The organism is Candidatus Pelagibacter sp. FZCC0015 (genome assembly GCF_007833635.1).
GTDB lineage: Bacteria > Pseudomonadota > Alphaproteobacteria > Pelagibacterales > Pelagibacteraceae > Pelagibacter.
On sequence record NZ_CP031125.1, the window covers coordinates 415,526 to 440,522 of the forward strand.

At 29.9% G+C, this 24,997-nt stretch carries 18 protein-coding genes and 1 tRNA gene; 4 read left to right on the top strand and 15 right to left on the bottom strand.

Going from position 1 to position 24,997, the window contains the following annotated elements; all coding sequences use genetic code 11:
* Nucleotides 1-7: 7 nt before the first annotated feature.
* Genes DT059_RS02215 through DT059_RS02225 form a run of 3 tightly spaced genes read left to right on the top strand, consistent with a single transcriptional unit; the run spans nucleotide 8 to nucleotide 3,298 of the window.
* Nucleotides 8-541 carry a J domain-containing protein gene (locus DT059_RS02215; protein WP_145596387.1) on the top strand — a complete coding sequence of 178 codons (534 nt, stop codon included), beginning with the start codon at nucleotides 8-10 and terminating at the stop codon, nucleotides 539-541.
* Entirely contained in the window at nucleotides 525-1,499 is a 975-nt protein-coding gene (gene cobS, locus DT059_RS02220) for a cobaltochelatase subunit CobS (RefSeq protein WP_145596389.1), read from the top strand. The genes DT059_RS02215 and cobS overlap by 17 nt, the downstream gene beginning before the upstream one ends.
* Complete coding sequence (locus DT059_RS02225; protein ID WP_145596391.1) at nucleotides 1,499-3,298, top strand: cobaltochelatase CobT-related protein; 1,800 nt, start codon at nucleotides 1,499-1,501, stop codon at nucleotides 3,296-3,298. The genes cobS and DT059_RS02225 overlap by 1 nt, the downstream gene beginning before the upstream one ends.
* Here DT059_RS02225 and DT059_RS02230 read toward each other — a convergent pair.
* The 13 genes from DT059_RS02230 to DT059_RS02290 all read right to left on the bottom strand — a co-directional run bounded on the left by DT059_RS02230 (nucleotide 3,295) and on the right by DT059_RS02290 (nucleotide 18,089).
* Nucleotides 3,295-4,575 carry an ActS/PrrB/RegB family redox-sensitive histidine kinase gene (locus tag DT059_RS02230; protein ID WP_145596393.1) on the bottom strand — a complete coding sequence of 427 codons (1,281 nt, stop codon included), beginning with the start codon at nucleotides 4,573-4,575 and terminating at the stop codon, nucleotides 3,295-3,297. The two genes, DT059_RS02225 and DT059_RS02230, sit on opposite strands and share 4 nt — an antisense overlap.
* Before the next feature lie 2 nt (nucleotides 4,576-4,577).
* A complete protein-coding gene (locus tag DT059_RS02235; protein WP_145596395.1) occupies nucleotides 4,578-6,641 on the bottom strand; it encodes a DNA gyrase subunit B in 2,064 nt (687 codons plus the stop codon).
* A gap of 114 nt (nucleotides 6,642-6,755) precedes the next feature.
* Nucleotides 6,756-6,845, bottom strand: a tRNA-Ser gene (locus DT059_RS02240).
* Nucleotides 6,846-6,863: 18 nt separating this feature from the next.
* Nucleotides 6,864-7,703: a glycosyltransferase family 2 protein gene (locus DT059_RS02245; RefSeq protein WP_145596396.1), complete on the bottom strand. Its 840-nt coding sequence runs from the start codon at nucleotides 7,701-7,703 to the stop codon at nucleotides 6,864-6,866.
* Nucleotides 7,700-8,521, bottom strand: coding sequence for a hypothetical protein (locus DT059_RS02250; RefSeq protein WP_145596398.1), 822 nt, complete (start codon nucleotides 8,519-8,521; stop codon nucleotides 7,700-7,702). The genes DT059_RS02245 and DT059_RS02250 overlap by 4 nt, the downstream gene beginning before the upstream one ends.
* Nucleotides 8,518-10,329, bottom strand: a complete 1,812-nt coding sequence (lepA, locus tag DT059_RS02255) for a translation elongation factor 4 (protein WP_145596399.1) — start codon at nucleotides 10,327-10,329, stop codon at nucleotides 8,518-8,520. Before lepA ends, DT059_RS02250 begins: the two co-directional genes overlap by 4 nt.
* A gap of 7 nt (nucleotides 10,330-10,336) precedes the next feature.
* Nucleotides 10,337-12,745 (bottom strand): phenylalanine--tRNA ligase subunit beta, encoded by a 2,409-nt coding sequence (pheT, locus tag DT059_RS02260; RefSeq protein WP_145596401.1) that lies wholly within the window; start codon nucleotides 12,743-12,745, stop codon nucleotides 10,337-10,339.
* Nucleotides 12,742-13,809 carry a phenylalanine--tRNA ligase subunit alpha gene (pheS, locus tag DT059_RS02265; RefSeq protein WP_145596403.1) on the bottom strand — a complete coding sequence of 356 codons (1,068 nt, stop codon included), beginning with the start codon at nucleotides 13,807-13,809 and terminating at the stop codon, nucleotides 12,742-12,744. Before pheS ends, pheT begins: the two co-directional genes overlap by 4 nt.
* A 43-nt stretch (nucleotides 13,810-13,852) precedes the next feature.
* On the bottom strand, nucleotides 13,853-14,209 hold the full coding sequence (rplT, locus tag DT059_RS02270; RefSeq protein ID WP_023854435.1) for a 50S ribosomal protein L20: 357 nt from the start codon (nucleotides 14,207-14,209) through the stop codon (nucleotides 13,853-13,855).
* Between the two features lie 2 nt (nucleotides 14,210-14,211).
* The gene (gene rpmI, locus DT059_RS02275; protein ID WP_023854436.1) at nucleotides 14,212-14,418 is read right to left on the bottom strand and encodes a 50S ribosomal protein L35; all 207 of its coding nucleotides are present in this window, start codon (nucleotides 14,416-14,418) and stop codon (nucleotides 14,212-14,214) included.
* 53 nt (nucleotides 14,419-14,471) lie between these two features.
* Nucleotides 14,472-15,017, bottom strand: a complete 546-nt coding sequence (infC, locus tag DT059_RS02280; RefSeq protein ID WP_075484372.1) for a translation initiation factor IF-3 — start codon at nucleotides 15,015-15,017, stop codon at nucleotides 14,472-14,474.
* A complete protein-coding gene (gene thrS, locus DT059_RS02285; protein WP_145596404.1) occupies nucleotides 15,018-16,934 on the bottom strand; it encodes a threonine--tRNA ligase in 1,917 nt (638 codons plus the stop codon).
* Nucleotides 16,935-18,089, bottom strand: a complete 1,155-nt coding sequence (locus tag DT059_RS02290) for a glycosyltransferase family 4 protein (protein ID WP_145596406.1) — start codon at nucleotides 18,087-18,089, stop codon at nucleotides 16,935-16,937.
* Between the two features lie 42 nt (nucleotides 18,090-18,131).
* On the opposite strand from DT059_RS02290, the gene DT059_RS02295 reads away from it, so the two are divergent.
* On the top strand, nucleotides 18,132-18,875 hold the full coding sequence (locus DT059_RS02295; RefSeq protein WP_145596411.1) for an alpha/beta hydrolase: 744 nt from the start codon (nucleotides 18,132-18,134) through the stop codon (nucleotides 18,873-18,875).
* Here DT059_RS02295 and gltB read toward each other — a convergent pair.
* Nucleotides 18,872-23,377, bottom strand: coding sequence for a glutamate synthase large subunit (gene gltB, locus DT059_RS02300; RefSeq protein ID WP_145596413.1), 4,506 nt, complete (start codon nucleotides 23,375-23,377; stop codon nucleotides 18,872-18,874). The genes DT059_RS02295 and gltB overlap by 4 nt on opposite strands.
* Nucleotides 23,377-24,816, bottom strand: a complete 1,440-nt coding sequence (locus tag DT059_RS02305; protein WP_145596415.1) for an NAD(P)-dependent oxidoreductase — start codon at nucleotides 24,814-24,816, stop codon at nucleotides 23,377-23,379. Before DT059_RS02305 ends, gltB begins: the two co-directional genes overlap by 1 nt.
* Nucleotides 24,817-24,997: the final 181 nt, after the last annotated feature.

Sequence of the window (24,997 nt, forward strand, 5' to 3'; positions counted from 1 at the left end):
ATATATCATGAAAAATATTTGTGACTGGAATAATTGTAATGAAATAGCTGAATATAAGGCACCAGTTGAAAAAGATAATAGCAGAAAATTTAGAATGCTTTGCCTTGAGCACGTAAAAGAATTTAATAAAAATTGGAACTATTTTTCAGGTATGAATGATGACCAAGTAATGGATTTTTTAAAATCTGACATGACTTGGCACAAACCCACACAAAGCTTTAGCTCTTCAGATAATTTTTTCAAAGTTTTATGGAATACAACTTTGAGAGATGAGTTAGATAAAGAAAAAATAAACGGAGATTATAATCATATGCGTCAATTTAAATTCGATCATAAAGATATAAAAGCTTTTGGAATATTGGGGGTTTCTGTGGGTTTAAAGTGGAAGAAAATACAAGATAAATTCAAATTACTTGTGAAAAAATTTCACCCTGATATGAATTCTGGGAATAAAAAATACGAGGAAAAACTTAAACTTATAACATTGGCTTACACTCAATTAAAAAATACCTATAGAGAAAAAATTGACACCAAATCTTAACACAGAACCAGATATTAAAGTTTCACTAAAACAAACTTTTGGAATTGATTCAGAAATGGAAGTTGACGCATTTTCAAAAAAAAATGAATACGTTCCTGAGATTGATAAAAACTACAAGTTCGATAGAGATACTACTTTAGCTATTATTTCAGGATTTGCATTTAATAAGAGAGTTTTAGTTCAAGGGTATCATGGCACTGGAAAATCTACTCACATTGAGCAAATAGCTGCAAGATTAAATTGGCCGTGTATCCGTGTAAATTTAGATAGTCATGTTAGTAGAATTGATTTGATTGGCAAAGATGCGATCGTTCTTAAAGATGGTAAACAAGTAACTCAATTTAACGAGGGAATTTTACCATGGTCTATACAAAATCCAGTTGCACTTGTTTTTGATGAATATGATGCTGGTAGACCTGATGTAATGTTTGTAATTCAAAGAGTTTTAGAAGCTGAGGGAAATTTTACATTACTAGATAAAAACAAAGTAATTAAACAAAATAAATTTTTTAGATTATTTGCTACTTCAAATACTGTTGGACTTGGTGATACGACAGGTCTTTACCATGGTACCCAGCAAATTAACCAAGGTCAGATGGATAGATGGAATATTGTTACTACTTTAAACTATCTAAGCCTAGATAGAGAAATGGATATTGTTTTGTCTAAAAATAAAAACTTAAATAACGCAAAGGGAAAAGAAAAGGTTGCTAACATGATAAAAGTAGCATCTTTAACGCGTAAAGGATTTATTGCAGGAGATATTTCAACAGTGATGAGCCCAAGAACGGTGTTACATTGGGCAGAAAATGCAGAGATATTTAAAGACACTGGTTACGCTTTTAGAGTAACATTTCTTAATAAATGTGATGATATTGAAAAGAATACTATCGCAGAATATTATCAAAGATGTTTTGGTGAAGAATTGCCAGAGTCTTTGATTAATATTCAAATCTAATGAGCACTAAAGAAAATAATTTAAAAGAAAAATTTAAAATTGCTTTAACTTCTACGGCAAAAGTAATTGCTGATGATTTTGATTTAAATAAAACAAATTCTGAAGAAAAAAAAATAAAAGAATTTAATTTTCTGGAGATTGATAATTTAAATAGTCCAGCTGATTTTATAAGATTACGTGCAGAAACAGACTCCTCTGCTTTGAAAAAAAAATTTTGTAATGAAGCAATTTACAAAAAAAACCTTCCCTCAAATACCTCTTCTAGATCTCTTTATAATATCGCTGAAAAAATACGTTATGAGACTCTGGGAGGAAAAATGTTAAAAGGAATTGAGAAAAATTTTCAAGAAAATTATCATCAAATAATAAATCGTAAACGCAAAGATCAATTAAAAACTAAAGAAGATGTATCTGTATCAGAGGCATTCGAGTTATATATGCTTAAGAATTTTCATAAAATTAAGCTAAATCCTCTAGCAACAAAAATGCTTAATTTTTGGGAAAAAGACTTTGAGGACGCTATAGAAAAACATAAAGAATTTTTGCTTAAAAATCTTGAAGATCAAAACATTTATAGCTCAAAGTTTTCAGAAATATTGGAAGAAATGGATATTTTTCAAAGTGAAGATGAAGATGAAAAAAAAGAGGAAAATCAAGATCAAGGACAAGATAATCCATCAAATGAAGATGAAAATAATGACAAAGAAGATAATAAAGATGAAAAAGATGAAAATGTATCTGAAGCTTCACTAGATGCTGACTATAGTGTAGATGAATTTAACTTTGACGAACAGCTGTCAGACACAGAGTCAGATGAACAAAGCTCTGAGCAAGTAGCTCAAAAAAAAATAGATAATATAAATTTAGATTATAAAATATTTACAACTCAGTTTGATGAGGTTGTAAAAGCTGAAAATCTAGAAAATGCAGATGAAGCGACAAAACTAAGAAAAAATTTAGATCAACAATTAATTGGCTTTCAAGATATTATAACGAAACTTGCAAATAAACTTCAAAGACAATTGCTTGCAAAACAAAATAGAGCATGGGAATTTGATTTAGAGGAAGGATTATTAGACAGTTCAAAACTTCCAAGAATTATCATGGATCCATATAATTCTTTATCATTCAAAAAAGAAAAAGATTTAGATTTTAAAGATACAGTAGTGACACTACTCATAGACAACTCTGGATCTATGAGAGGAAGACCAATCACTATTGCGGCTATTTGTGCAGATATTTTATCCAGAACGTTAGAAAGGTGCTCTGTTAAAGTCGAAATTTTAGGCTTCACAACCAAAAACTGGAAGGGCGGACAGAGTAGAGAATTATGGACTAAAAATACCAAACCGAAAACACCAGGAAGATTGAATGACCTAAGACATATAATTTACAAAGGAGCAGATACCCATTGGAGACAGGCCAAAAATAATTTGGGACTAATGCTAAAAGAGGGATTGCTCAAAGAGAATATTGATGGAGAAGCTATATCGTGGGCCTATAATAGAATTAAAAAGAGAAAAGAAGAAAGAAAAATATTAATGGTTATTTCTGATGGAGCCCCTGTAGATGACTCAACTCTTTCTGTAAATTCAGGTGACTTTTTAGAAAAACATTTAAAAAAGATTGTGAAGTTTATTGAAAATAAATCAGATATTGAAGTTTTGGCTATAGGAATTGGTCATGATGTTTCAAGATATTATAATAAAGCTATAAAAATTACCGACGTAAATGAATTAGGAGATGTTATGATATCTCAATTAAGCTCTTTATTTGAAACAAAAAACAAATACCACTAAATATTAAATAATTCCTTATTCTTCCACCTAATAATAACTTCAGCACCATCACGTGTTTTTGAGTTTCTACAATTGACTAATGCAAAATTTTTTTCTAATAAAGTTTTTCCAATAAACAACCCTAGTCCCAAACCCTCTTTAGACTTATCTTTTGAATAATTTGATTTTAAATATGGTTCTCCAATTTTCGATATAATATCCCGTGGATAACCATTGCCATCATCTTCTACTGTAATTTCTGTAAACTCACTATCGCTTTTTAAATTAATAAAAATAGAATTTTTGGCAAATTTATTTGCATTTCCTATGAAATTTCTTAACCCATAAACTATTTCAATAGATTTACTTATTTTTTTGGGGTTTGAATCTTGATCAAAATTGAAGACAAATTCCTTTTTACTTATTTCCTTAAATGAAGATATAATTTCATGCAAATAATCTCGAATATTAATATCTTTATCAATAAACTCATCTTCTTCCACAGGATTTAAAGTTAATCTCTTTAAAATTTCATTACATCGCTCGACTTGACTATTCAATAACTCTATATCTTTTTCTAAATCTTTTTGCCCCTTAAATTGCTTCATTAAATCATGTGCAATTATTGTTATTGTGGAAAGTGGTGTGCCTAGAGAATGTGCGGCTGCAGCAGCTTGACCACCTAAAGATAAAAGCTCATGTTCTTTAGCCATTACCTCTTCCATTTTTCCTAATGCCTCTTTTCTTAGTCTAGATTGTGTTCCAAACGTCATTGCAAAATAATTTAAAAATACTAAAGCGATAATCAAAGAAGCTGGGATGGAATAATAAAAATAATGATTGTTATGAAAATCACTATTTAAATTAATTGGCAACTCTTGATGATTAAAAGTTAAAAATACAATTATAAATATTGTTAAAATTACTAACAAAGTATTTGTTCTTAAGCTTAAATTTGATGAAGAAAAAACACTTGGTATTAATATAAAAATTACAAATGGATTAGTTATACCCCCTGACAAATAAAGAAGAACACCTAATTGCAAAATATCTATAAGCAAGAAGATAAAAGCAGATCTATCTGATAATTGTGTTTTTTTATAAATTAAAATTAAATATAAATTACTTAATATTCCTAAAAATATAACTAAATTTGAGGTAATAAAATCAAAACTAGAATTTAAAAATAAATATACAAAATTTACTGCAATTAATTGTCCAATAATTCCGATCCATCTTAGAGTGATATAAGTTGATTTTTTAAAAGAATGATATTTTGAAGTTTCAAAGAACTTCATTTTTAAATATCAAGATTTCTTACATTTATAGCATTAGAAACTATAAAATCTTTTCTTAATGCCACATCGTTACCCATCAAAGTATGAATTAAACTTTGATCCTTTTTGAAGTCTTTTGAGTATTGTACTTGTAGCAAATTTCTTGTTTCTGGGTCTAATGTAGTGCTCCATAATTCTTCTGGGTTCATTTCTCCAAGGCCTTTAAATCTTTGGATATTCATTTTTGATTTTTCTTCATCAATTTTTTTAAAATAATCCTTAGATCCCTTTTTAATTTTTTTTAACTCCTTATTATTATTTATGATGTAATCTTCTAACTCCTTCTCATCTTTTATATAAATTCCTTTTGAGCCTTTGTTAATTTTAAATAAGGGTGGTTGCGCTAAATAAACATGACCATTTTCAATTAGCTTATTAAATGGCTTATTATTAAAAAAAGTTAAAAGAAGAGCTCTTATATGAGAACCATCCACATCAGCATCCGTCATAATTATTATTTTTCCATATCTTAAATCCTTTAAATCAATTTCTTGCGCCTTTGGGTCCAATCCTAGAGCATTAATTAAAGTAACGATCTCATTTGAAGAAATCATTTTAGACAAAGCCTTTGTTCTTTGATCAGAACCATTGCCATTACCGTTTCCATTTTTTTTAACATTAAAATCTTCTACATAGGTATTAAGTATTTTACCTCTAAGCGGTAGAACTGCTTGATTTGCTCTATTTCTTCCTTGTTTTGCAGAACCACCAGCAGAATCCCCCTCTACAATAAATAATTCGGTTCCTTCTTGTTTACCAATTTGACAATCAGCTAATTTTCCAGGAAGACCACTTAATTCAAGAGCTCCTTTTCTTCGTACATTTTCTCTTGCTTTTCTAGCAACATCTCTAGCCATCGCAGCTTGAATAACTTTAGCTAGAATAATTTTTGCAATAGACGGATTTTGATCAAACCAAATAGATAATTTTTCATTTACTAATGTTTCTACAATCATCCTTACTTCTGATGAAACTAGCTTATCTTTTGTCTGAGATGAAAATTTTGGATCAGGAATTTTAGTTGAAAGTACACAAGTTAGACCTTCCTTAATATCGTCACCTGAAATTGCTAATTTGTTTTTCTTAAGTAAATTATTTTCATTAGCATATTTATTAACTACCCTAGTTAATGCACTTCTAAATCCCAATAAGTGGGTTCCACCGTCTTTTTGATAAATATTATTCGTATATGGAAATATATCTTCCGTATATCCTGCATTCCATTTTAATGAACACTCTAATTCAATATTATTTTTTTTACCTTCGATATAAATTGGTTTTCTAAATAAATCATTTCCATTTTTATTTTGTAACTTTTCTCTTTTTTCATCTAAAAAATCTACAAATTCTAGAACACCACCATCAAATTTAAACTCAGATGTTTTCTCTTTCTTTTGACTTGCATCAATAAATATTATTTTAATTCCTTTATTTAAAAATGCTAATTCTCGCATTCTTTTAATAAGAATATTTGCACTAAATTTTGTTGAAGAAAAAATTTCTTTTGAAGGTAAAAAAGTAATTTGTGTACCAGTTTGCTTTGCTTTTCCTACTACCTTTAAAGGAGCTTTGGCTTCACCATTTTGAAATTCTATGTAGTGTTTTTTTCCATCTCTAAATATCTCTAGCTGTAATTTTTCTGAAAGTGCATTGACAACTGAAACACCAACACCATGCAATCCACCTGAAACTTTGTAAGAATCATGATCAAACTTACCACCAGCATGAAGTTGAGTCATGATTACTTCTGCTGCTGATTTTTTTTCTCCTTTATGAATATCAACAGGAATACCTCTTCCATCATCATTTACTGTAATTGTTCCATCAGAGTTTATTTTTACATTAATATTTTTACAGTATCCTGCTAATGCTTCATCAATAGAGTTATCGACAACTTCATAGACCATATGATGCAAGCCAGTTCCATCATCTGTATCTCCAATGTACATACCTGGTCTTTTTCTAACCGCTTCAAGACCCTTTAAAACTTTGATGGAGTCTGCCTGATATGTGTTTTTATTTGTCATTTTTTAATTTTTGGAAAAAGAAAATTATAACATTTTTTATAGAAATTACTTATTTATCTTAACAAAAAAACTGTAAAATGCTTAAATTACCCCTGAAAAATAAAGCTTATTTGATGGCGGAGAGGATGGGATTCGAACCCATGAAAGAATTGCTCCTTTACACGCTTTCCAAGCGTGCGCCTTCAACCACTCGGCCACCTCTCCTAATATAAAGCAAAAAAATTAATTTATTTTAGAATAAGGTCTATAAGAAGACTTCCGTAAAATAAAAGAATTCAACAAGCCTAATAATCTCATTTTATAAATTATTTTTTTTTTATTATTAAAAATAAACATATAAAATAAATACTTTATAAATGTAGAAAAAAAATGGGGAAGTAATTTAATTAAAGCAAAAATAAATCCATAATGTTTTTTAGTAAAATAAAATTTAGACCACATCCAATGCCAATTTCTAGATTTCTCTATCTCGAGGTCTTGAATATTACTATGAGAATTACCTCCAAAATGATCTATTTTAACATTGACTAAAATTATTCTTCCACCATTTTTTTTTATATTCAAACAAAGATCTGTCTCCTCCAGATATAAAAAAAAGTTTTCGTCAAAAAGATTTCCAAATAAATAATTTTTATTCAAAAACATTGCAAATCCTTTTACGTGATCTACTTCTATTACTTCTTTTCCATCAAATCTATTACTTTTTTGATCATGATTTTCTAGAACTGATGCTATGGAAAAGTTTTCTTTTTTTATTTTAGAAAGAAATAAATCTAAATTTTTTTTTGATAAAAAAGTATCAGGATTAATTATAAAAATATAGTTTGTTTTTGATTTTGAAATACCAATATTGTTAGCTCTTCCATATCCAATATTTTCTTCCATTACAAAACATTCTAGATTCTGAAAATTTTTCTTTAATTCATTTTTAAGATTAAAGTTACCAGAATTTTCAATAATTATTTTTGGTGAAATTTCAGGCAACTCACTCAAACATTTAAAAATAATCTTTTCACTTTTAAAAGTAGTAATAACAAATGTTATTTCACTATAATTTATCATTCTATCCAATTTAAATAGTGTTTTTTATTTTTAATCAAATACTCTGGGAAAGAGTTGTCTATTGAAATTTTTTTATATTTTACTGATCTATTAAATATATCTTCCAATTTCTCAATTTTTTCTTTTATTAATTTTTCATCTTTAAATTCTGGTCTATTTAATTCTCCATGACAGAATGATGAAATTTTCTTTGCTAATTCTGATGGATTTTTAAGATTACTGAAATGCCATCCTCCATTTTTTATAATTTGATAATTTTGATTAAATAAAAATCTCTTAAAAAAATTTCTATTTTTAATTTTAATATTTCTTAACCATTGTGGCGATTTTAAATATTTTTTTACACATATTCTAGAACCATACCATTTGGGCTGAGTTTCATTTAATACATTAAATTTATAATAAAAAAAATTTTGTTCAAAAAAGGCAAACTTTTTTCTAGATTTAAATTCTTGAATTTTTAATGGATTTGGAATTTCATCTAAATCAGAAATTATAATCCAATCTTCCTCATTAGCTTCAACTAAATTATTTTGAATTTCATTTCTCATTGATTGATCTCTAAGATGACCAATATCCCAATTTTTTTTTAGCTTTATATTATCATCAATATTTATTTTCTTTAAAGAGACATAGTCAATTTTGCTTTTAAATTTGTTAAATTTTGTAATATCAAAATTTAACTTTCTTTTATTACCTTGATGATCTTCCTCTGCTTCAACAATTACAAACTTATCTACATAATCATTTAAAATATTTAATCTTAGATCTAATAAAAGATCTTCATCAAAATACATAAAACAATCATATATTTTCACTTTTTTTCACCACTGATTTTCAAAACGCCAATAAAAGCTTCTTGCGGAATTTCTACTCTACCAAATTGTTTAGATCTAGCTTTACCTTTTTTTTGTTTTTCTAAAAGTTTTCTCTTTCTGTCTGTTGCACCACCGCCGTGAATCTTTGTCAACACATCCTTTTTGAAACCCTTTATTGTTTCTCTAGCAATAATTTTTCCTCCTATTGCTGCCTGAACAGGAATCATAAAATTATGTCTTGGTATTAAATCCTTTAATTTTTCACAAACTTCTCTTCCAGTTTTTTGTGCAAAGTCTTTATGTATCATCATCGCTAAAGCATCAACTGGTTCTCCATTGACTAGAATACCAAGTTTAACTAAATCTCCCTCCCTATGCTTTATAATTTCATAGTCAAAACTAGCATAGCCACTAGTCATAGATTTAAGTCTATCATTAAAATCAAAAACAACTTCATTCAATGGTAACTCATAATTCACTACAGCTCTATTACCTGAGTAACTTAAATTAGTCTGAATCCCTCTTTTATCCTGACACATTTTTATAATCGAGCCTAAATATTGGTCAGGAGTAATGATTGTTGCTTTTATCCATGGCTCTTCGATATATTTTATTACAGTTGGATCAGGTAAACTTGATGGATTTTGAAGATCGATTATGTTTCCATTGTTAAGATGAACTTTATAAACAACACCAGGTGTAGTAGTTAATAAATTAACGTCAAATTCTCTTTCTAGTCTTTCTGTGACTATTTCCAAATGAAGTAATCCTAAAAATCCACATCTAAAACCTAAACCTAAAGCAGATGATGATTCTGGATCAAATGAAAAACTAGCATCATTCAATTGTAATTTAGCTAAACCGTCTTTAAGTTTTTGAAACTCAGAACTGTCTACTGGAAACAGCCCACAGAACACTACTGGCTTACTTGGTTTAAATCCTGGCAAAGCATCTTTTAAAGGTTTTGAAGCATCACAAATCGTATCTCCCACTTTTGTTTCAGACAAAACTTTAATTCCTGTTGTAATAAATCCAATTTCACCTGTTTTTAGTTCATTTATGTCTACTGGCTTTGGCGTAAAAACCCCAACTTTTTCAACAATATACTCCTGATTAGTAGACATCATTTTTATTTTCATGTGTTTTGAAAGTTTTCCATCTATCACTCTTACTAAAATCACTACACCTAAATATGTATCATACCAGCTATCAACCAATAAACATTTCAGATCTGCGGAACTTTCCCCTTTTGGAGCTGGTAATGTTGTAATAATTTGCTCTAAAATATCTTCTATTCCTTCTCCAGTTTTACCTGAACACGGAATTGCATTTTCGGTATCAATTCCAATAACTTCCTCTATTTGTTTTTTTGTTCTATCTAAATCTGATGCAGGTAAATCAACCTTATTTAAAACTGGTACTATCTCATGGTTGGTATCTAAAGCTTGGTAAACATTTGCTAAAGTTTGAGCTTCTACCCCTTGTGTACTATCTACGATCAAAATTGAACCTTCACATGCATATAAAGATCTACTTACTTCATAACTAAAATCTACATGGCCTGGTGTATCAATAATATTTAAAATATAATTTTTTCCATTTTTAGCTTTATAATTCAATTTTACAGTTTGAGCTTTGATTGTGATTCCTCTTTCACGTTCAATATCCATAGAATCTAAAACTTGTGCTTTCATCTCTCTTTCAGTTAATCCACCACAACTATGAATAATTCTATCAGCTATAGTAGATTTTCCATGATCAATATGCGCAATGATTGCAAAATTTCTTATATTATCAATTGTACTCATTATTTTTTTAGGAACGGATTTTAGCACCAGTTTTATTTTCAACTGTTTCTATTATCAAATTATTAATTTTTTCTAAATCATTATCCGTTAAAGTTTTTTCCAATGATTGAATTGTTACACTGATAGCAATTGATTTTTGATTTTCAGGAATATTATCTCCTTCGTATACGTCGAAAACCTTAACATTTGAAATTAAATTTTTATCAATATTTGATATTACACCTACTAAATCTTGCACACTTATTTTTTTATCAACAATAAATGCAAAATCTCTTTCAGATTTTTGGAAATCGGATACTGAATATTTTGGTTTTTGATCTTTTAAAGATTTTTTTGGCAGTTTTAAATTATCTAGAAACATTTCAAATCCTACTAAAGACTCTGTTTTAATATCTAGTGTTTTGATAATGTTTGGATGAATTTCACCAAAATAAGCAGCTACCTTATCTTTTCCCTTATTTAAAAAAACTCTACCTGATTTTCCTGGATGATAATAACTAGGGCTTTCATCATCAATATAAAATTTTTCTGAATCATAACCAGCTTCTACTAAAGTTTGTATAACGTCTCTTTTGATATCAAAAACATCTATATTTCTCTCTTTTTCAATCCATGAAAGTCTAGATTTTTTCCCAGCCGACAAACCACAAACAACTGTATTTTGAGCTCCAGGTTGTGAACCATAAAATATTGGTCCTATTTCAAATATTGATAAATCTTTAATTCCTCTATCTAAGTTTTTGCTCATGTACATCACTAAATTTGAAAAAATAGAATTTCTTAATACTCCCAACTCAGAGCTAATTGGATTTACAATTTTTATTTCTTTATTGTCCTCTTTAAAGTGATCATTATATTTTGAATCTGTAAAAGACCAAGTAATAGCTTCCAGATACCCTTTAGATGCTACTGCTCTTTGAAGAAAATGAAATAACTTTTGAGTTGGATTTAAAGTATTTTTTGATCTTTCTTTATTAGGATTTTCTATTTTTATTTTTTCATAGCCACTAATTCTTACAAGTTCCTCAACTATATCAATTTCTTGAACGATATCTGGTCTCCAAGATGGAACTGATAATTTAAAAAATTTTTTTTCTTTTTTTAATTTAAAACCAAGTTTTTCTAAGATTTCAATCATTTCCTTAGTTGAAATTTTAAAACCAGTAATTTTTTCAAACATTTTAGGTTCAAATTTTATGACTTTGTTTTTATAAGATTCAATTTTTTGAATATCTATTTTACTAATTTCACCACCACAAATTTCCTTAATTAAAAAGGCTGCTTTATTTAATCCAACTTCAATAGATAACTGATCAATACCTCTTTCAAATCTAAATTTAGCATCTGTATCGATATTCAATTTTTTAGCAGTTTTTCTAATTGATCTTGGGTCAAAATAAGCAGATTCTAATAGAACATTTTTTGTATCTAACTCTGTACCAGATCTTGTTCCTCCAATAATTCCTCCCAGGCCTAAAACACCTTTGTTATCACTTATCACACACATTCCATCATCTAGTTTATAATTTTTATGATCTAGAGCAGTAAATTCTTCTCCTGATTTTGAATTTCTAACAATTATTCCCTTATCAATTTTATCAGCATCATATGCGTGCAAAGGACGATTAATATCAATCATGACATAATTTGTAATATCTACAATTGCAGATATTGGCTTTTGGCCTATAGAAATTAATTTATCTTTCAGCCATTTAGGACTTTCTGTATTTTTGACGTTTGTTATCAAGCAGCTGCCAAAAGACAAACAGCCTTGATTTTTTTCTTTTGTTATTTTTACTTTTAAGGTTTGTTTTTTATTAGATTTAATTTTTTTATCTTTTTCTTGTTTTAAGTTTCCAAAACCTGCGGCTGATAAATCTCTTGCTATCCCCCGAACACCAAGACAGTCTGGTCTATTTGGTGTAATTGATAAATCGATAAGATTAGAACTTGGTTTAGAAAAATAACTTTTTCCAATATTTTTTGCATATTTCAAAGATGATAATTCAGTAATTCCGTCACTTTCATCTGATAAATTCAATTCAGATTCAGAACAAAGCATTCCATAAGATGTAACATCTCGTATTTTAGCAACAACAAGTTTAGTTTTGTTTTTTGGGATTATTGCACCTGGTGGAGCATACACAGTAATAAGGCCCTCTCTTGCATTTGCAGCCCCACAAACAACTTTTTTGATTTCATTGTTACCAACATCAACATCGCAAACTTTAAGCCTGTCTGCGTTTGGGTGTTTTTCTGTTTTAATGATTTTTGCTACTCTAAATAAGTCTAATCCTTCAGATAAATTTTCTATACTCTCAACCTCAAGACCTATGTCTGTTAGTTTCTCAAGAAGTTTATCTTCTTTAGCACTTATTTTTAAATGATCTTTTAACCAATCATATGTAATCTTCATCTGCTTAAACCTCTGTAATTTGAAGGAACATCAAGCGGATCAAAACCAAAATGATTTAGCCATCTGTAATCACAATCGAAAAACGCTCTTAAATCATTAATGCCGTATTTAAGCATTGCTAATCGGTCTATACCTATGCCAAAGGCATATCCTTGATATTTAGAAGGATCTACTTTTACATTTCTTAAAACATTAGGATGCACCATGCCACAGCCTAAAATTTCAAGCCACTTATCTCCTTCTCCGATAATTATTTTGCCATCTTTTATTTCATAACCAATATCAACTTCTGCAGATGGCTCTGTAAATGGAAAATGACTAGGTCTAAATCTCATTTTAATTTTTTCGACTTCAAAAAATTCTTTAATAAAATAATTCAAGCATCCTTTTAAATGCCCCATATTAATATTTGTATCAATATGCAAACCTTCTACTTGATGAAACATTGGTGCGTGTGTTTGATCACTATCAGATCTATAAGTTCTCCCAGGAGCAATGATCTTAAATGGAGGTTTGTCTTTTAGCATAGTTCTAATTTGAACTGGTGAAGTATGAGTTCGTAACAAAACTTCTTTGTTTTCATCTAAGTAAAATGTATCATGCATATCTCTTGCTGGATGATTGTCCGGTGTGTTTAAAGCAGTAAAGTTGTTATATTCATTTTCAACATCAGGGCCCTCCTCAACACTAAATCCTATTTCAGAGAAAATAGATGAAATTTCATCAATAGTTTGTGATACCGGATGAACTTTTCCTCTAACAAATGGTCTTTCAGGTAAAGTTATATCAACTTTTTCCTTTTCTAATTTTTCGTTTATCTTTTTTCCTTCTATCTCGTTAATTTTAGAAGTTATCAAATTCTGAAGCTCATCTTTAACTTGATTTAAATCCGATGCAAATTTTTTTCTATCAGTCTCTGGAATTGACCCTATTGTTTTAAATTTTGATGAAATTAAACCATTTTTACCAAAGAGATCGGTTTTGATTTCGTTTATTTGATCAATGCTTAAATCATTTTCTAGTTTTGATATAAACTGATCTCTAATATTTTTTATCTCTGACATATTAGTAGATTATTTCCTTAAGAAATAAAAACAATAGTGAAGATTAATTTAAAGCTGATTGAGCTTTTTGTACAATTGTTTTAAATGCTTCTGGGCTATCGTAAGCAATTTCAGCAAGAATTTTTCTATCTATTGCAATACCACATTTATTTAATCCATTGATAAATTTTGAATAAGTTAAGCCTTCAGCTCTTACTCCAGCATTGATTCTCTGTATCCACAATGATTTAAAATCTCTTTTTTTATTTCTTCTGTCTCTGTAAGCGTATTGCATGGATTTTTCCATAGCTTGCTTAGCTACTCTAATGGTATTTTTTCTTCTGCCCCATTGACCCTTTACAGCTTTTAAAACTTTTTTATGTTTAGCTTTACTAGTTACACCTCTTTTAACTCTTGCCATTATTAACCTCTTAAACTGTAAGGCATGTATGACTTAACAATTTTTCCATCTTGTTTAGACAATGTTGTAGTGCCTCTAAGTTTTCTTATTTGTGAATTCGTTCTTTTGATCATGCCATGTCTTTTACCTGCTTGAGCAGAAATAACTTTACCCTTAGCGGATATTTTAAATCTTTTTTTTGCTGAGCTTTTTGTTTTTAGTTTTGGCATAATTCTGCGGACTTATACAAAGAAAGATATAATTTTACAACCTCTATTAAAGCTTATAAAGGCTGAATTACCATGATCATTTGCTTCCCATCAAACTTGGGATGCAATTCTACCTTGCCAATATCCTTCATATCTTCTTTAATTTTACCCATTAGTTCATTTCCTAGATGGGAATGCTGAAGCTCTCTACCTTTAAATCTTATAGTAAATTTGACCTTATCTCCTTTAGCTATAAATTTTTTAGCATTTTTGACTTTAAACTCATAATCATGAGTTTCAGTAACAGGTCTCATTTTAATTTCTTTTAAAGAAACAATTTTTTGTTTTTTCTTTGCAAGATTAGCTTTTTTCTGAGCATCATACTTATATTTACCCATGTCCATTATTTTACATACAGGGGGATTTGCGTTAGGTGCTATTTCAATTAAATCTAAACCTTGATTTTTTGCCATGGAAATAGCTTCATTGGTATTCATCACTCCAAGATTTTCTCCATCACTTGCTATAACCTGAACATCAGGAGAAGAAATTCTATTATTTGATCTTGGACCTCTGTCCTTAGTTCTTCTTTGAAAATAATTTTGTTTGAAGTCTGCCACTTAGTTTGATGATGCTTTATTTAAAGCAGAGAATGTTTTTAAGAATTGATCTATACCCATATTTTCTTGTTTATTAGAGTCTAATCTTCTAATCGTTACTGAATTGGAGTCAACTTCTTTTTTACCACAAATTAATAAAAGCGGGATTTTTGCTAAAGAATGATCTCTAATTTTATAATTTAAATTATGATTTTTTAAATCTACTGCAGAACTTATACCTGAATTTTTAATTTTATTTGATACATCGACTGCATAGTCATTAAATTCCTCTGAAATGGGTATTACCATAGTCTGCAATGGAGATATCCAAAATGGAAACTTACCTGCATAATTTTCAATTAAAATTCCAATAAATCTTTCTAAAGAACCAAATAGTGCTCTATGTAACATAACGGGAACCTTTTTAGTTCCATCTTTGTCAACATAAGAAGCATCTAATCTTCCAGGTAAATTTAAATCTACTTGTAAGGTTCCACATTGCCAATCTCTGCCAATAGCATCTCGTAAAACAAATTCAATTTTAGGACCATAAAATGCTCCCTCGCCTTTATTAATAGTATATTCTAATTTAGAAGCTTTAACGGCTTCAAGCAAAGAGGCTTCTGCTTTATCCCAAACTGAATCATCACCAACTCTTACCTCTGGCCTATCTGCATATTTTAGAATCACATTTTCAAAACCAAGGTCCTTATAAATATCAAGTATTAGATTTGTAACAATTAAACATTCGCTAGTAATTTGATCTTCAGTGCAAAAAATATGGGCATCATCTTGAGTAAAGGCTCTTACTCTTAATAATCCATGTAAAGCGCCTGATGGCTCATAACGATGAACTTTCCCAAATTCAGCAAAACGTAACGGAAGATCTCTGTAACTTTTTAAGCCTTGATTAAATACCTGGATATGACCAGGGCAATTCATTGGTTTAATTGCAAAAACTTTCTCATCTGGTGTTTCAGAAGTATACATATTTTCTCCATATTTTTCCCAATGCCCAGATTTTTCCCATAGTTGTCTATCTAGTACCTCTGGAGTATTGACCTCTTTATAACCAGCTGCATCTTGTCTGCTTCTCATGTAGTTAATGAGCTTTTGAAACAAACCCCATCCTCTTTCATGCCAAAATACTGAGCCAGGGCTTTCTTCTCTAAAATGAAATAAATCCATTTCTCTACCTAATTTTCTGTGATCTCTTTTTTCGGCTTCTTCTATTCTTTTCAAATATTCATCTAGGTCTTTTTGAGTTGCCCAACTAGTACCATATATTCGTTGCAACATTTCATTGTTAGAGTCTCCTCTCCAATATGCTCCTGATACTTTTGTAAGTTTAAAATATTTCCCTATTTTACCTGTAGAGGATAAATGTGGGCCTCTACATAAATCATGCCATTCTCCGTGAAAATAAATTGATACATCTTCATTTTCAGGTATCGCTTCAATTAGCTCAGCTTTATAAATTTCTCCTTTTTTTTTAAAATGGCTAATTGCTTTGTTTCTATCCCAAACTTCTCTTTTTGTTGTTTCATTCCTATCGACAATCTCTTTCATTTTATTTTCAATTTTAACAAGATCATCCTCTGTAAATGGTTCTTTTCTAGCAAAGTCATAATAAAATCCATTTTCAATCACAGGTCCAATTGTAACTTGTGTTCCAGGAAATAATTCTTGAACAGCCATAGCTAAAATATGAGCTGTGTCATGCCTTATAGTTTCTAAGCCCTCCGGATTTTTTGAGGTAAAAATTTTTACAGAACAGTCATTTTCAATTAAAAAATCAAGATCTTTAAGTTCACCATCGACGCTTATGACCATGGCTTGTTTGGCTAATGATTTGCTAATTTTTTCAGCTACTTCAAGTCCAGTAACTTTATTAGGAAAGTCAATATTGTTTCCGTCAGGTAATGTTATTATAGGCATTTAATTTAATAATCTCTTATACTCTGAATAAGTAGAAAAGCACATTTTTTCAACATTAAATTTTTGAACTATGTTTTTTCTTCCCTCATAACCAATTGATTTTAATAGAGTTTCATCCATGTTAAGAGTTTTTAAAATTTTATTACTTAATGATTTGGCATTTCCTGCTTCATATAAAAAACCAGTTTTTTCATCAATTATAGTTTCGTTAGAACCTCCAATGTTACTTGCTATAATTGGTTTTTCCATTGATTGTGCTTCGACAGCAACTCTGCCAAAAGCCTCTGGTTCAGTTGAAGCTGAAACAATAATATCAGAAACTTTATAAGCTAAGGCCATATCCTTGCAATGATCTATAAATCTAATTTGTTTAGACAATCTATATTGCTCTGAAAGTCTTATTAATTTTTTCTTATATAAATCTCTACCTTGATCACTGCCTAAAATGACAGCATAAAATGCTTCATAACCCAGTTCTATATTCACTAAATTAATAGCCTCTATAAAAACTTCCTGTCCTTTCCAGGAAGTTAATCTACCAGGTAAAAGTATAATTTTTTTATCTTTTTCAATTTCCCATTTTTTTAATAATTTTTTTTCATCAATTTCAATTTTGGTTGTAGGGTCAAAGTAGTCAACGTTTATTCCTCTAAAAATAACCATTAATTTTTTTTTCTCATTTAAATATTTTGAATAATTTTTTTTAATATGAGAAAAAATAAAATTAGATCCTGCAATTATTAAATCTGCTCTAGTCATTACAGAATTGTAAATTTTTTTTATATTACTCTTAAAATTGTATGTTCCATGAAATGTAGTTACAAATTTTCTTCCTGTGATTTTTGTTGCTAACAAACATGACCAAGCAGGTGCTCTACTTCTCGCGTGAACAAGAGAAATATTAAAAACTAAAATTATTCCAATTAAGAGAAAAGCATTAATTAAAATTAGTATAGGATTTTTGCTCTGTACAGGAAGTCTAAATACCTTAACTTTTTTTCTATCTACAAATTTAAGTAATTCACCACCACTAGTTACAAGAAATGATTTACAATTATTTTCTGGTAAATAATGCGCAATATCATAACAGCCTGTTTCAGCTCCTCCATAACCTAACTTTGGAATAACTTGTAAAACTTTTAAATCAGATGACATTTGATATGATTATATATTAATAGACTAAACTTATAAACGATTATGGCAAATTTCAGATTTCATCAAATATCAAATACAAAGAAAATTAGATATATTTCCAAAATTTTTAAAAATAGTTCTTTTATAGTTTTTTTACATGGCTTTATGTCAGATCTTGAAGGAAAAAAACCAAATGCATTTTTAAAGTTTGCTAAAAAAAATAAAGTAAGTTTTTTAGCACTAGAATACTCTGGTCATGGGAAATCTTCTGGAAAATTTGTAAATGGGAATATTTCAAAATGGAGTAAAGAGACGTCAATTTTAATTAAAAAATACGTAAAAAAAAAAGAATTTGTGCTAATTGGTTCAAGTATGGGCGCATGGATTTCGCTCAATCAATTCAAAATTTTCAAAAAACAGATTAAAGGATTTTTAGGAATAGGGGCTGCTCCTGAATTTTTAGAAAATTTAATGTGGAAAAAATTTACTAAAAAAATGAAAGAGGAAACAATAAGTAAGGGTATTTATCAATTAAAACATGGCAATTATGAATATCCAATTAGTCTACAATTAATAAAAGATGGAAGAAAAAACAAAGTCTTAAATAAGAAAATAAATTCAAATATTAAAGTAACAATGGTACATGGTGAAAAAGATGAGACAGTTCCTGTCTCGTATTCAAGAAAAGTTTTAAGATTATTTCCCAAAGCTAAGAAGAAATTAAATATTATAAAAAAAGGTGATCACAGTTTATCAAATAAAAAATGGTTAAATATAATTTTAAAAGAGCTTAAATTATTAATTTAACTAACTTTTTTTATATCTTTTTTTAAAGTAATTGGATTTTTTAACTTATCCAACATTTCTTTAGGACACACCTGAACAAAATTATTTACTTCATCATCAAAGTTTTCAATTATTTTTTTCGATAATTGAGATTCAGTTTCTTTAAAATGCTCACTAACTAAATTTTTTAGATATTCTTTCCAATAATCTGTCTCTACGTTTTGCCAAACTACTGACTCTGGATTTACTTTCTTTTCAAATTGTTGAGATTTATCATATATAAAGGCCATTCCACCTGTCATACCAGCTGCAAAATTATCACCAACATCTCCTAAAATTACTACAGTTCCACCAGTCATATATTCACATCCATTCGAATCGCATCCTTCAATTACTGTGACTGCACCAGAATTTCTTACTGAAAATCTTTCACCAGCTTGGCCAGCAGCAAAAAGTTTTCCTGAAGTTGCTCCGTAAAGAACAGTATTTCCTAAAATTGTATTCTCATTTGAAACTAAATTACTCTCTTCAGGTAATTTTATTGAAATAGTAGCTCCTGACAAACCTTTACCAACATAATCATTTGCATCTCCCTTTAATACAAGTTTCAAACCTTTTGAAGAGAATGCACCAAATGATTGACCTGCTGATCCTTTAAAATTTAAAACTAAAAAGTTTTCATCAAGTTTTTCATAACCATATTTTTTATACAAATGATGAGAAATTCTTGTGCCTACTGCTCTGTTAGTATTTTTTATTTGATATTCTTTCTCAATTTTTTCAGAATTATCTAAAGCCTGTTCAACTTCTGGCCAAATTTGTTGATCAAGAGTATCTGGTACACTATTTATTTCTTGATCCTCACAATACCTTGGATTATTTCCAGTATCAGCTTGAACAAATAAAGGATTTAAATCTAAATCGTCTAAATTTGGAGAACCCTTGCTAACCTGTTTTAACAAGTCTGTCCTACCAATCACTTCATTTAATGATTTAAAACCTAAATTTGCTAATATTTCTCTTACTTCGCTGGCTATAAATGTGAATAAATTAACTACTTTTTCCGGAGTTCCAGTAAATTTTTCTCTGAGCTTTTCATCTTGAGTACAAACGCCTACAGGACATGTATTTGAATGACACTGCCTTACCATTATACATCCCATTGCAACTAATGCTGTAGTAGCAACACCATATTCTTCAGCACCCATCATTGCAGCTATCACCACATCTCTTCCAGTTTTAATTCCACCATCAGTTCTTAATGTAACTTTATGTCTAAGATTATTTAAAGTTAATACTTGGTTTGCTTCCGTCAAACCCATTTCCCATGGTATTCCAACATACTTAACGCTAGTCTGTGGTGTTGCTCCTGTTCCGCCATTATGTCCAGAAATTAATATTATATCTGCTTTTGCTTTAGCTACACCAGCTGCAATTGTTCCTACTCCAGAGGAAGCAACAAGCTTAACTCCAATTCTTGCTTTAGGATTTATCTGTTTCAAATCATAAATTAGTTGTGCAAGATCCTCGATTGAATAAATATCATGATGTGGTGGTGGTGATATTAAAGTTACTCCAGGAGTTGAATGTCTAAGTTTAGCAATTTCTTCAGTAACCTTAAATCCTGGTAACTGACCCCCTTCACCGGGCTTAGCGCCTTGTGCAATTTTAATTTCTATCTCATTACAATTATTAAGATAATTAACTGTAACTCCAAATCTTGCAGAAGCTATCTGTTTAACTCTTGAGTTTGCACTATCACCATTATCTAAAACTTTAAATCTACTTGCATCTTCACCGCCCTCTCCGCTACATGAAGCACCTTTGATCCTATTCATACCAGTTGCCAAAGTTTCATGTGCCTCTTTCGATAAAGCTCCATGAGACATGCTCCCACTTCCAAATCTCTTTAAAATATTTTCTATTGGCTCAACCTCAGAAATATCTATTGGTCCACTTAATTTTTTTTCTCTGAAATCAATTAAGTCTCTAAGATTAATAGGTGGTAAACTATATATTCCATCCGCATATCTTTTATAGGCATCATAAGAATTAGATCCTACTGCACTTTGAAGTAAATGGATTAATTTTCCTTGATATTGATGTGTTTCACCATTTTTACGATATCTATATATACCGCCTATCGGCAATATGGTTTCAGAACTTTCAAATGCCTCTTTATGAATTTCTCTAATTTTTTTCTCTATACCCGTAAGTCCAATACCTGAAATTTTAGAGACCACTCCTGGAAAATAATCTGCAACAATTGTTCTACTTAAACCTACGGTTTCAAAGTTACATCCACCTCTATAAGAACTTAGAACTGAAATACCCATCTTAGACATGATCTTTAATAAACCTGCGTTTACTGATTTTATGTATCTCTCTACACACTCATCAAAGCTAAATTTTCCAAATAACTTCTTTTCATGGCGCTGGAATAAACTATCAAATGCTAAATATGGATTCACAGTAGTTGCTCCAACTCCTATTAAGGTTGCAAAAGAGTGTGTATCTAAAGCCTCTCCAGATTGTACATTTATTGATACATATCCTCTTAGTTTTTTTTCAATAAGGAACGAATTAATTGATCCAACTGCTAAAAGCATTGGTATTGGAAGTTTTAAGCTAGAAAGCTCTTTGTCACTTAAAATCAATTGAGTAACTCCCTGTCTTACTGCAATTTCAGCTTCTTTTTGAATTTTTTTAATTGAGTCAAACAAAGTCTCTTCTTCAGAAAAAGTACAATCAATTATAGATGAGTTATTGCCAAAAAAATTTATAAATTTTTCAAACTGTGAATTTGATAATATTGGACTATTTAAAACATAAATATTTTGCTTTGTTAAATTATCAAAATTTAAAATATTTCCAAGATTTCCAAATCTTGTTTTCAAACTCATAACCTTGTTTTCTCTTAAAGAGTCTATTGGTGGGTTGGTGACTTGGCTAAAATTCTGTCTAAAAAAATGGTATAATGGTCTATATCTATCTGACAAAACAGCCAATGGTGTATCGTCACCCATAGATCCAGTTGCTTCTTTAGCATCTTCTGCCATAGGATGCAGTATGAGCTCAAGGTCTTCTAAACTTATTCCAAAAGTATATTGCCTTCTTCTTAAATCATCTCCCGAAAAAGAATTTTTTTCATCTGAAATGGTTAACTTATCATCTAGGTCGATAATTTGTGAATTAAAGTGTTTATATTCTTTGGCTAAATAATCTTTTATTTGCTTGTTAGTAAATACTTTACCTTTTTCTATTCTAACTCCAATTATTTCCCCAGGACCCAATCTTCCCTTTGACAAAATTCTTTTTTCATTTAATTCAATCATTCCTGTTTCAGAACCTGCAAATAATAATTTATCTTTTGTAATTGCGTATCTTAAAGGTCTTAATCCATTTCTATCATTTGCAGCTATAACCCACTCATTATCAGTTCCAGCAATAGCTGCTGGTCCATCCCATGGCTCCATAGTGCTGTTTAAAAAATTAAATAATTGTTGGTGATCTTTTGGTAGAGTTTTATTTTTTTTAGACCATGCGTCTGGAACTAACATAAGCTTTGCCAAAGGCGCAGGCTGACCAGATATATTTAATAATTCAAAAACATTGTCTAATGCAGCAGAGTCTGATGCTCCCTGTTGTATAACAGGTTTTAAGTTTTCAACATCGTCAAAAAGGGGACTGTTCATCTCTTGCTCATGAACTTTCATCCAATTTTTATTTCCTCTATAAGTATTAATTTCTCCATTATGTGCTATAGCTCTAAAGGGTTGAGCTAAATTCCAGCTAGGCGCTGTGTTTGTTGAAAATCTTTGATGAAAAATAGCAAACCTTGAAATAAATCTCTCATCTTTTAGATCAAGGTAGAAATCTGAGATAGCTTCAGCTAAAAACATTCCCTTGTAAATGATAGATTTAGAACTCAATGAACAAATATAAAAATTGTTTAAAGACTTTTTAAAAGCTTCATTTTCTATCTTTCTTCTAGTTTCATAAATTTTTCTTTCTAAATCTTTATTTGTTAATTCTGGATTATAAGGTTTAAACAATACTTGAATAATTTCAGGCATTGTTTGGAATGCCTTTTCTCCTAAAACTTTTGGATTAACTGGAACTTGTCTCCAGCCATAAATACTAAAATCATTTTTTGTTAATTCACTTTCAACAATAGTTTTGCAACTTTCTTGTGCTGCGTAATCATTCCGAGGTAGAAATATCATGCCCACACATATTTCAGAATTGTCATGTGTGTGTCCTGTTACTTCTATCTTTTCAATGAAGAAATCTTTTGGTATTTCAACATGAATCCCAGCTCCATCACCAGTTTTTCCATCGGCATCTACAGCGCCTCTATGCCAAACTGCTTTTAATGCTTCAATACCATACTCTACAACTTTACGAGATTTTTTACCTTCGGTTGATGCAATTATACCAACACCACAAGCATCATGCTCCATGTCTTCTGAATAAACATTATTTTCTTTTAAAAGGTAAAGGTTCTTTTTATAATTTTCCATTAAGCCACTCTTTTTTCCACTTTAGATTTACTCTCTAGATAAGTTTTAATTGAAGCTGCTGCATCTCTTCCATCTTTTATCGCCCAAACAACTAATGAAGCTCCTCTAACTATATCACCAGCAGCAAACACCCCTTTTATATTTGTTTCCATAGTATCAAAATCTGTTTTAATAGTTCCCCACTTTGTTACTTGTAATTCACTACTATCAAATAGATTTGGTAAATCTTCAGGATCAAAACCTAGTGCTTTGATGACCATATCTGCTTTTGTTTCGTAACTTGAGCCTTCTTGTACTTGTGGCTTTCTTCTTCCTGTCTCGTCTGGATCACCTAGTTTAATTTTATCTACAATTATTTTTTCTACTTTATTTGTACCTTTAAATTCTTTAGGACTTGATAACCAAACAAACTCAACACCTTCTTCTTCTGCATTTGCAACTTCTCTAGCAGATCCTGGCATATTTTCTTTATCTCTTCTATACAAACATTTAACAGATTTTGCCTTCTGTCTTATAGAAGTTCTTACACAATCCATTGCTGTGTCACCTCCACCGATTACAACAATATCTTTACCTTCTGCATTTAAAATTCCTTTATCAAACAACTCAACATCGTCTCCTAGACCTTTTTTATTAGATGCTGTTAAAAAATCCATTGCAGGAAAAATATTATCAAGATCATTTCCAGGTAAGTTTACTTCTCTTGCTTTATAAACTCCTGTTGCAATTAAAATTGCGTCGTGTTTTTTTCTCAATTGATCTAGGCTTGCATCCTTACCAACTTCAAAATTTTGAACAAATTCAATTCCTCCATCCTTTAAGAGTTTTGTTCTTCGCTCTACAACCTCTTTTTCTAATTTAAAATTTGGAATTCCATAAATTAATAATCCTCCTGCTCTATCATATCTATCGTAAACAGTAATTTTATATCCATTTTTTCTTAATTGTTCTGCAGCAGCTAAACCAGCAGGACCTGCTCCTATAATTCCTACGCTTTGATTTTTTTCATTAGTTACCTTAATTGGTTTTACCCAGCCCTCAGCCCAAGCATTATCTGTAATATATTTTTCTACTGATCCGATAGTTACTGTTCCATGACCAGACTGTTCAATTACACAATTTCCCTCGCATAATCTGTCTTGGGGGCAAATTCGACCACACACTTCAGGCATATTGTTTGTGCTTTGGGATAATTCATACGCCTCTTTTAATCTTCCCTCTGCTGTCAGTTTAAGCCAATCTGGAATGTTATTACTTAAAGGACAATGAACTTGGCAAAAAGGTACTCCACATTGCGAACACCTACTTGACTGTTCTTTGGCTTTTTCATTGATATACTCGTCATAAATTTCGTTAAAATCTTTCTTTCTCGTATCAACTTCTCTTTTAGGTGGAGTTTGTTGACCTATTTTAACAAATTTGAGCATTTTATCTTGCATAATATTATTTAAGTTTTGGCAAAATATACCCTGATTTATGTATATAAAGCATAAAATAGGTCATATATATTGACCCTAATTTTTAAATTATTACCGCCAATTAACACGTTTTTAATTATTGCATAGCTATTATGCTTAAATCGAATTGTTTTAAATAAATACTTTATAAGTTACGAAGAAA

Coding starts and splice junctions, on each gene's coding strand:
- DT059_RS02215 (WP_145596387.1), top strand. CDS start 8: ATGAAAAATATTTGTGACTGGAATAATTGTAATGAAATAGCTGAATAT.
- DT059_RS02225 (WP_145596391.1), top strand. CDS start 1,499: ATGAGCACTAAAGAAAATAATTTAAAAGAAAAATTTAAAATTGCTTTA.
- DT059_RS02230 (WP_145596393.1), bottom strand. CDS start 4,575: ATGAAGTTCTTTGAAACTTCAAAATATCATTCTTTTAAAAAATCAACT.
- DT059_RS02235 (WP_145596395.1), bottom strand. CDS start 6,641: ATGACAAATAAAAACACATATCAGGCAGACTCCATCAAAGTTTTAAAG.
- DT059_RS02245 (WP_145596396.1), bottom strand. CDS start 7,703: ATGATAAATTATAGTGAAATAACATTTGTTATTACTACTTTTAAAAGT.
- lepA (WP_145596399.1), bottom strand. CDS start 10,329: ATGAGTACAATTGATAATATAAGAAATTTTGCAATCATTGCGCATATT.
- pheT (WP_145596401.1), bottom strand. CDS start 12,745: ATGAAGATTACATATGATTGGTTAAAAGATCATTTAAAAATAAGTGCT.
- pheS (WP_145596403.1), bottom strand. CDS start 13,809: ATGTCAGAGATAAAAAATATTAGAGATCAGTTTATATCAAAACTAGAA.
- rplT (WP_023854435.1), bottom strand. CDS start 14,209: ATGGCAAGAGTTAAAAGAGGTGTAACTAGTAAAGCTAAACATAAAAAA.
- rpmI (WP_023854436.1), bottom strand. CDS start 14,418: ATGCCAAAACTAAAAACAAAAAGCTCAGCAAAAAAAAGATTTAAAATA.
- thrS (WP_145596404.1), bottom strand. CDS start 16,934: ATGCCTATAATAACATTACCTGACGGAAACAATATTGACTTTCCTAAT.
- DT059_RS02290 (WP_145596406.1), bottom strand. CDS start 18,089: ATGTCATCTGATTTAAAAGTTTTACAAGTTATTCCAAAGTTAGGTTAT.
- DT059_RS02295 (WP_145596411.1), top strand. CDS start 18,132: ATGGCAAATTTCAGATTTCATCAAATATCAAATACAAAGAAAATTAGA.
- gltB (WP_145596413.1), bottom strand. CDS start 23,377: ATGGAAAATTATAAAAAGAACCTTTACCTTTTAAAAGAAAATAATGTT.
- DT059_RS02305 (WP_145596415.1), bottom strand. CDS start 24,816: ATGCAAGATAAAATGCTCAAATTTGTTAAAATAGGTCAACAAACTCCA.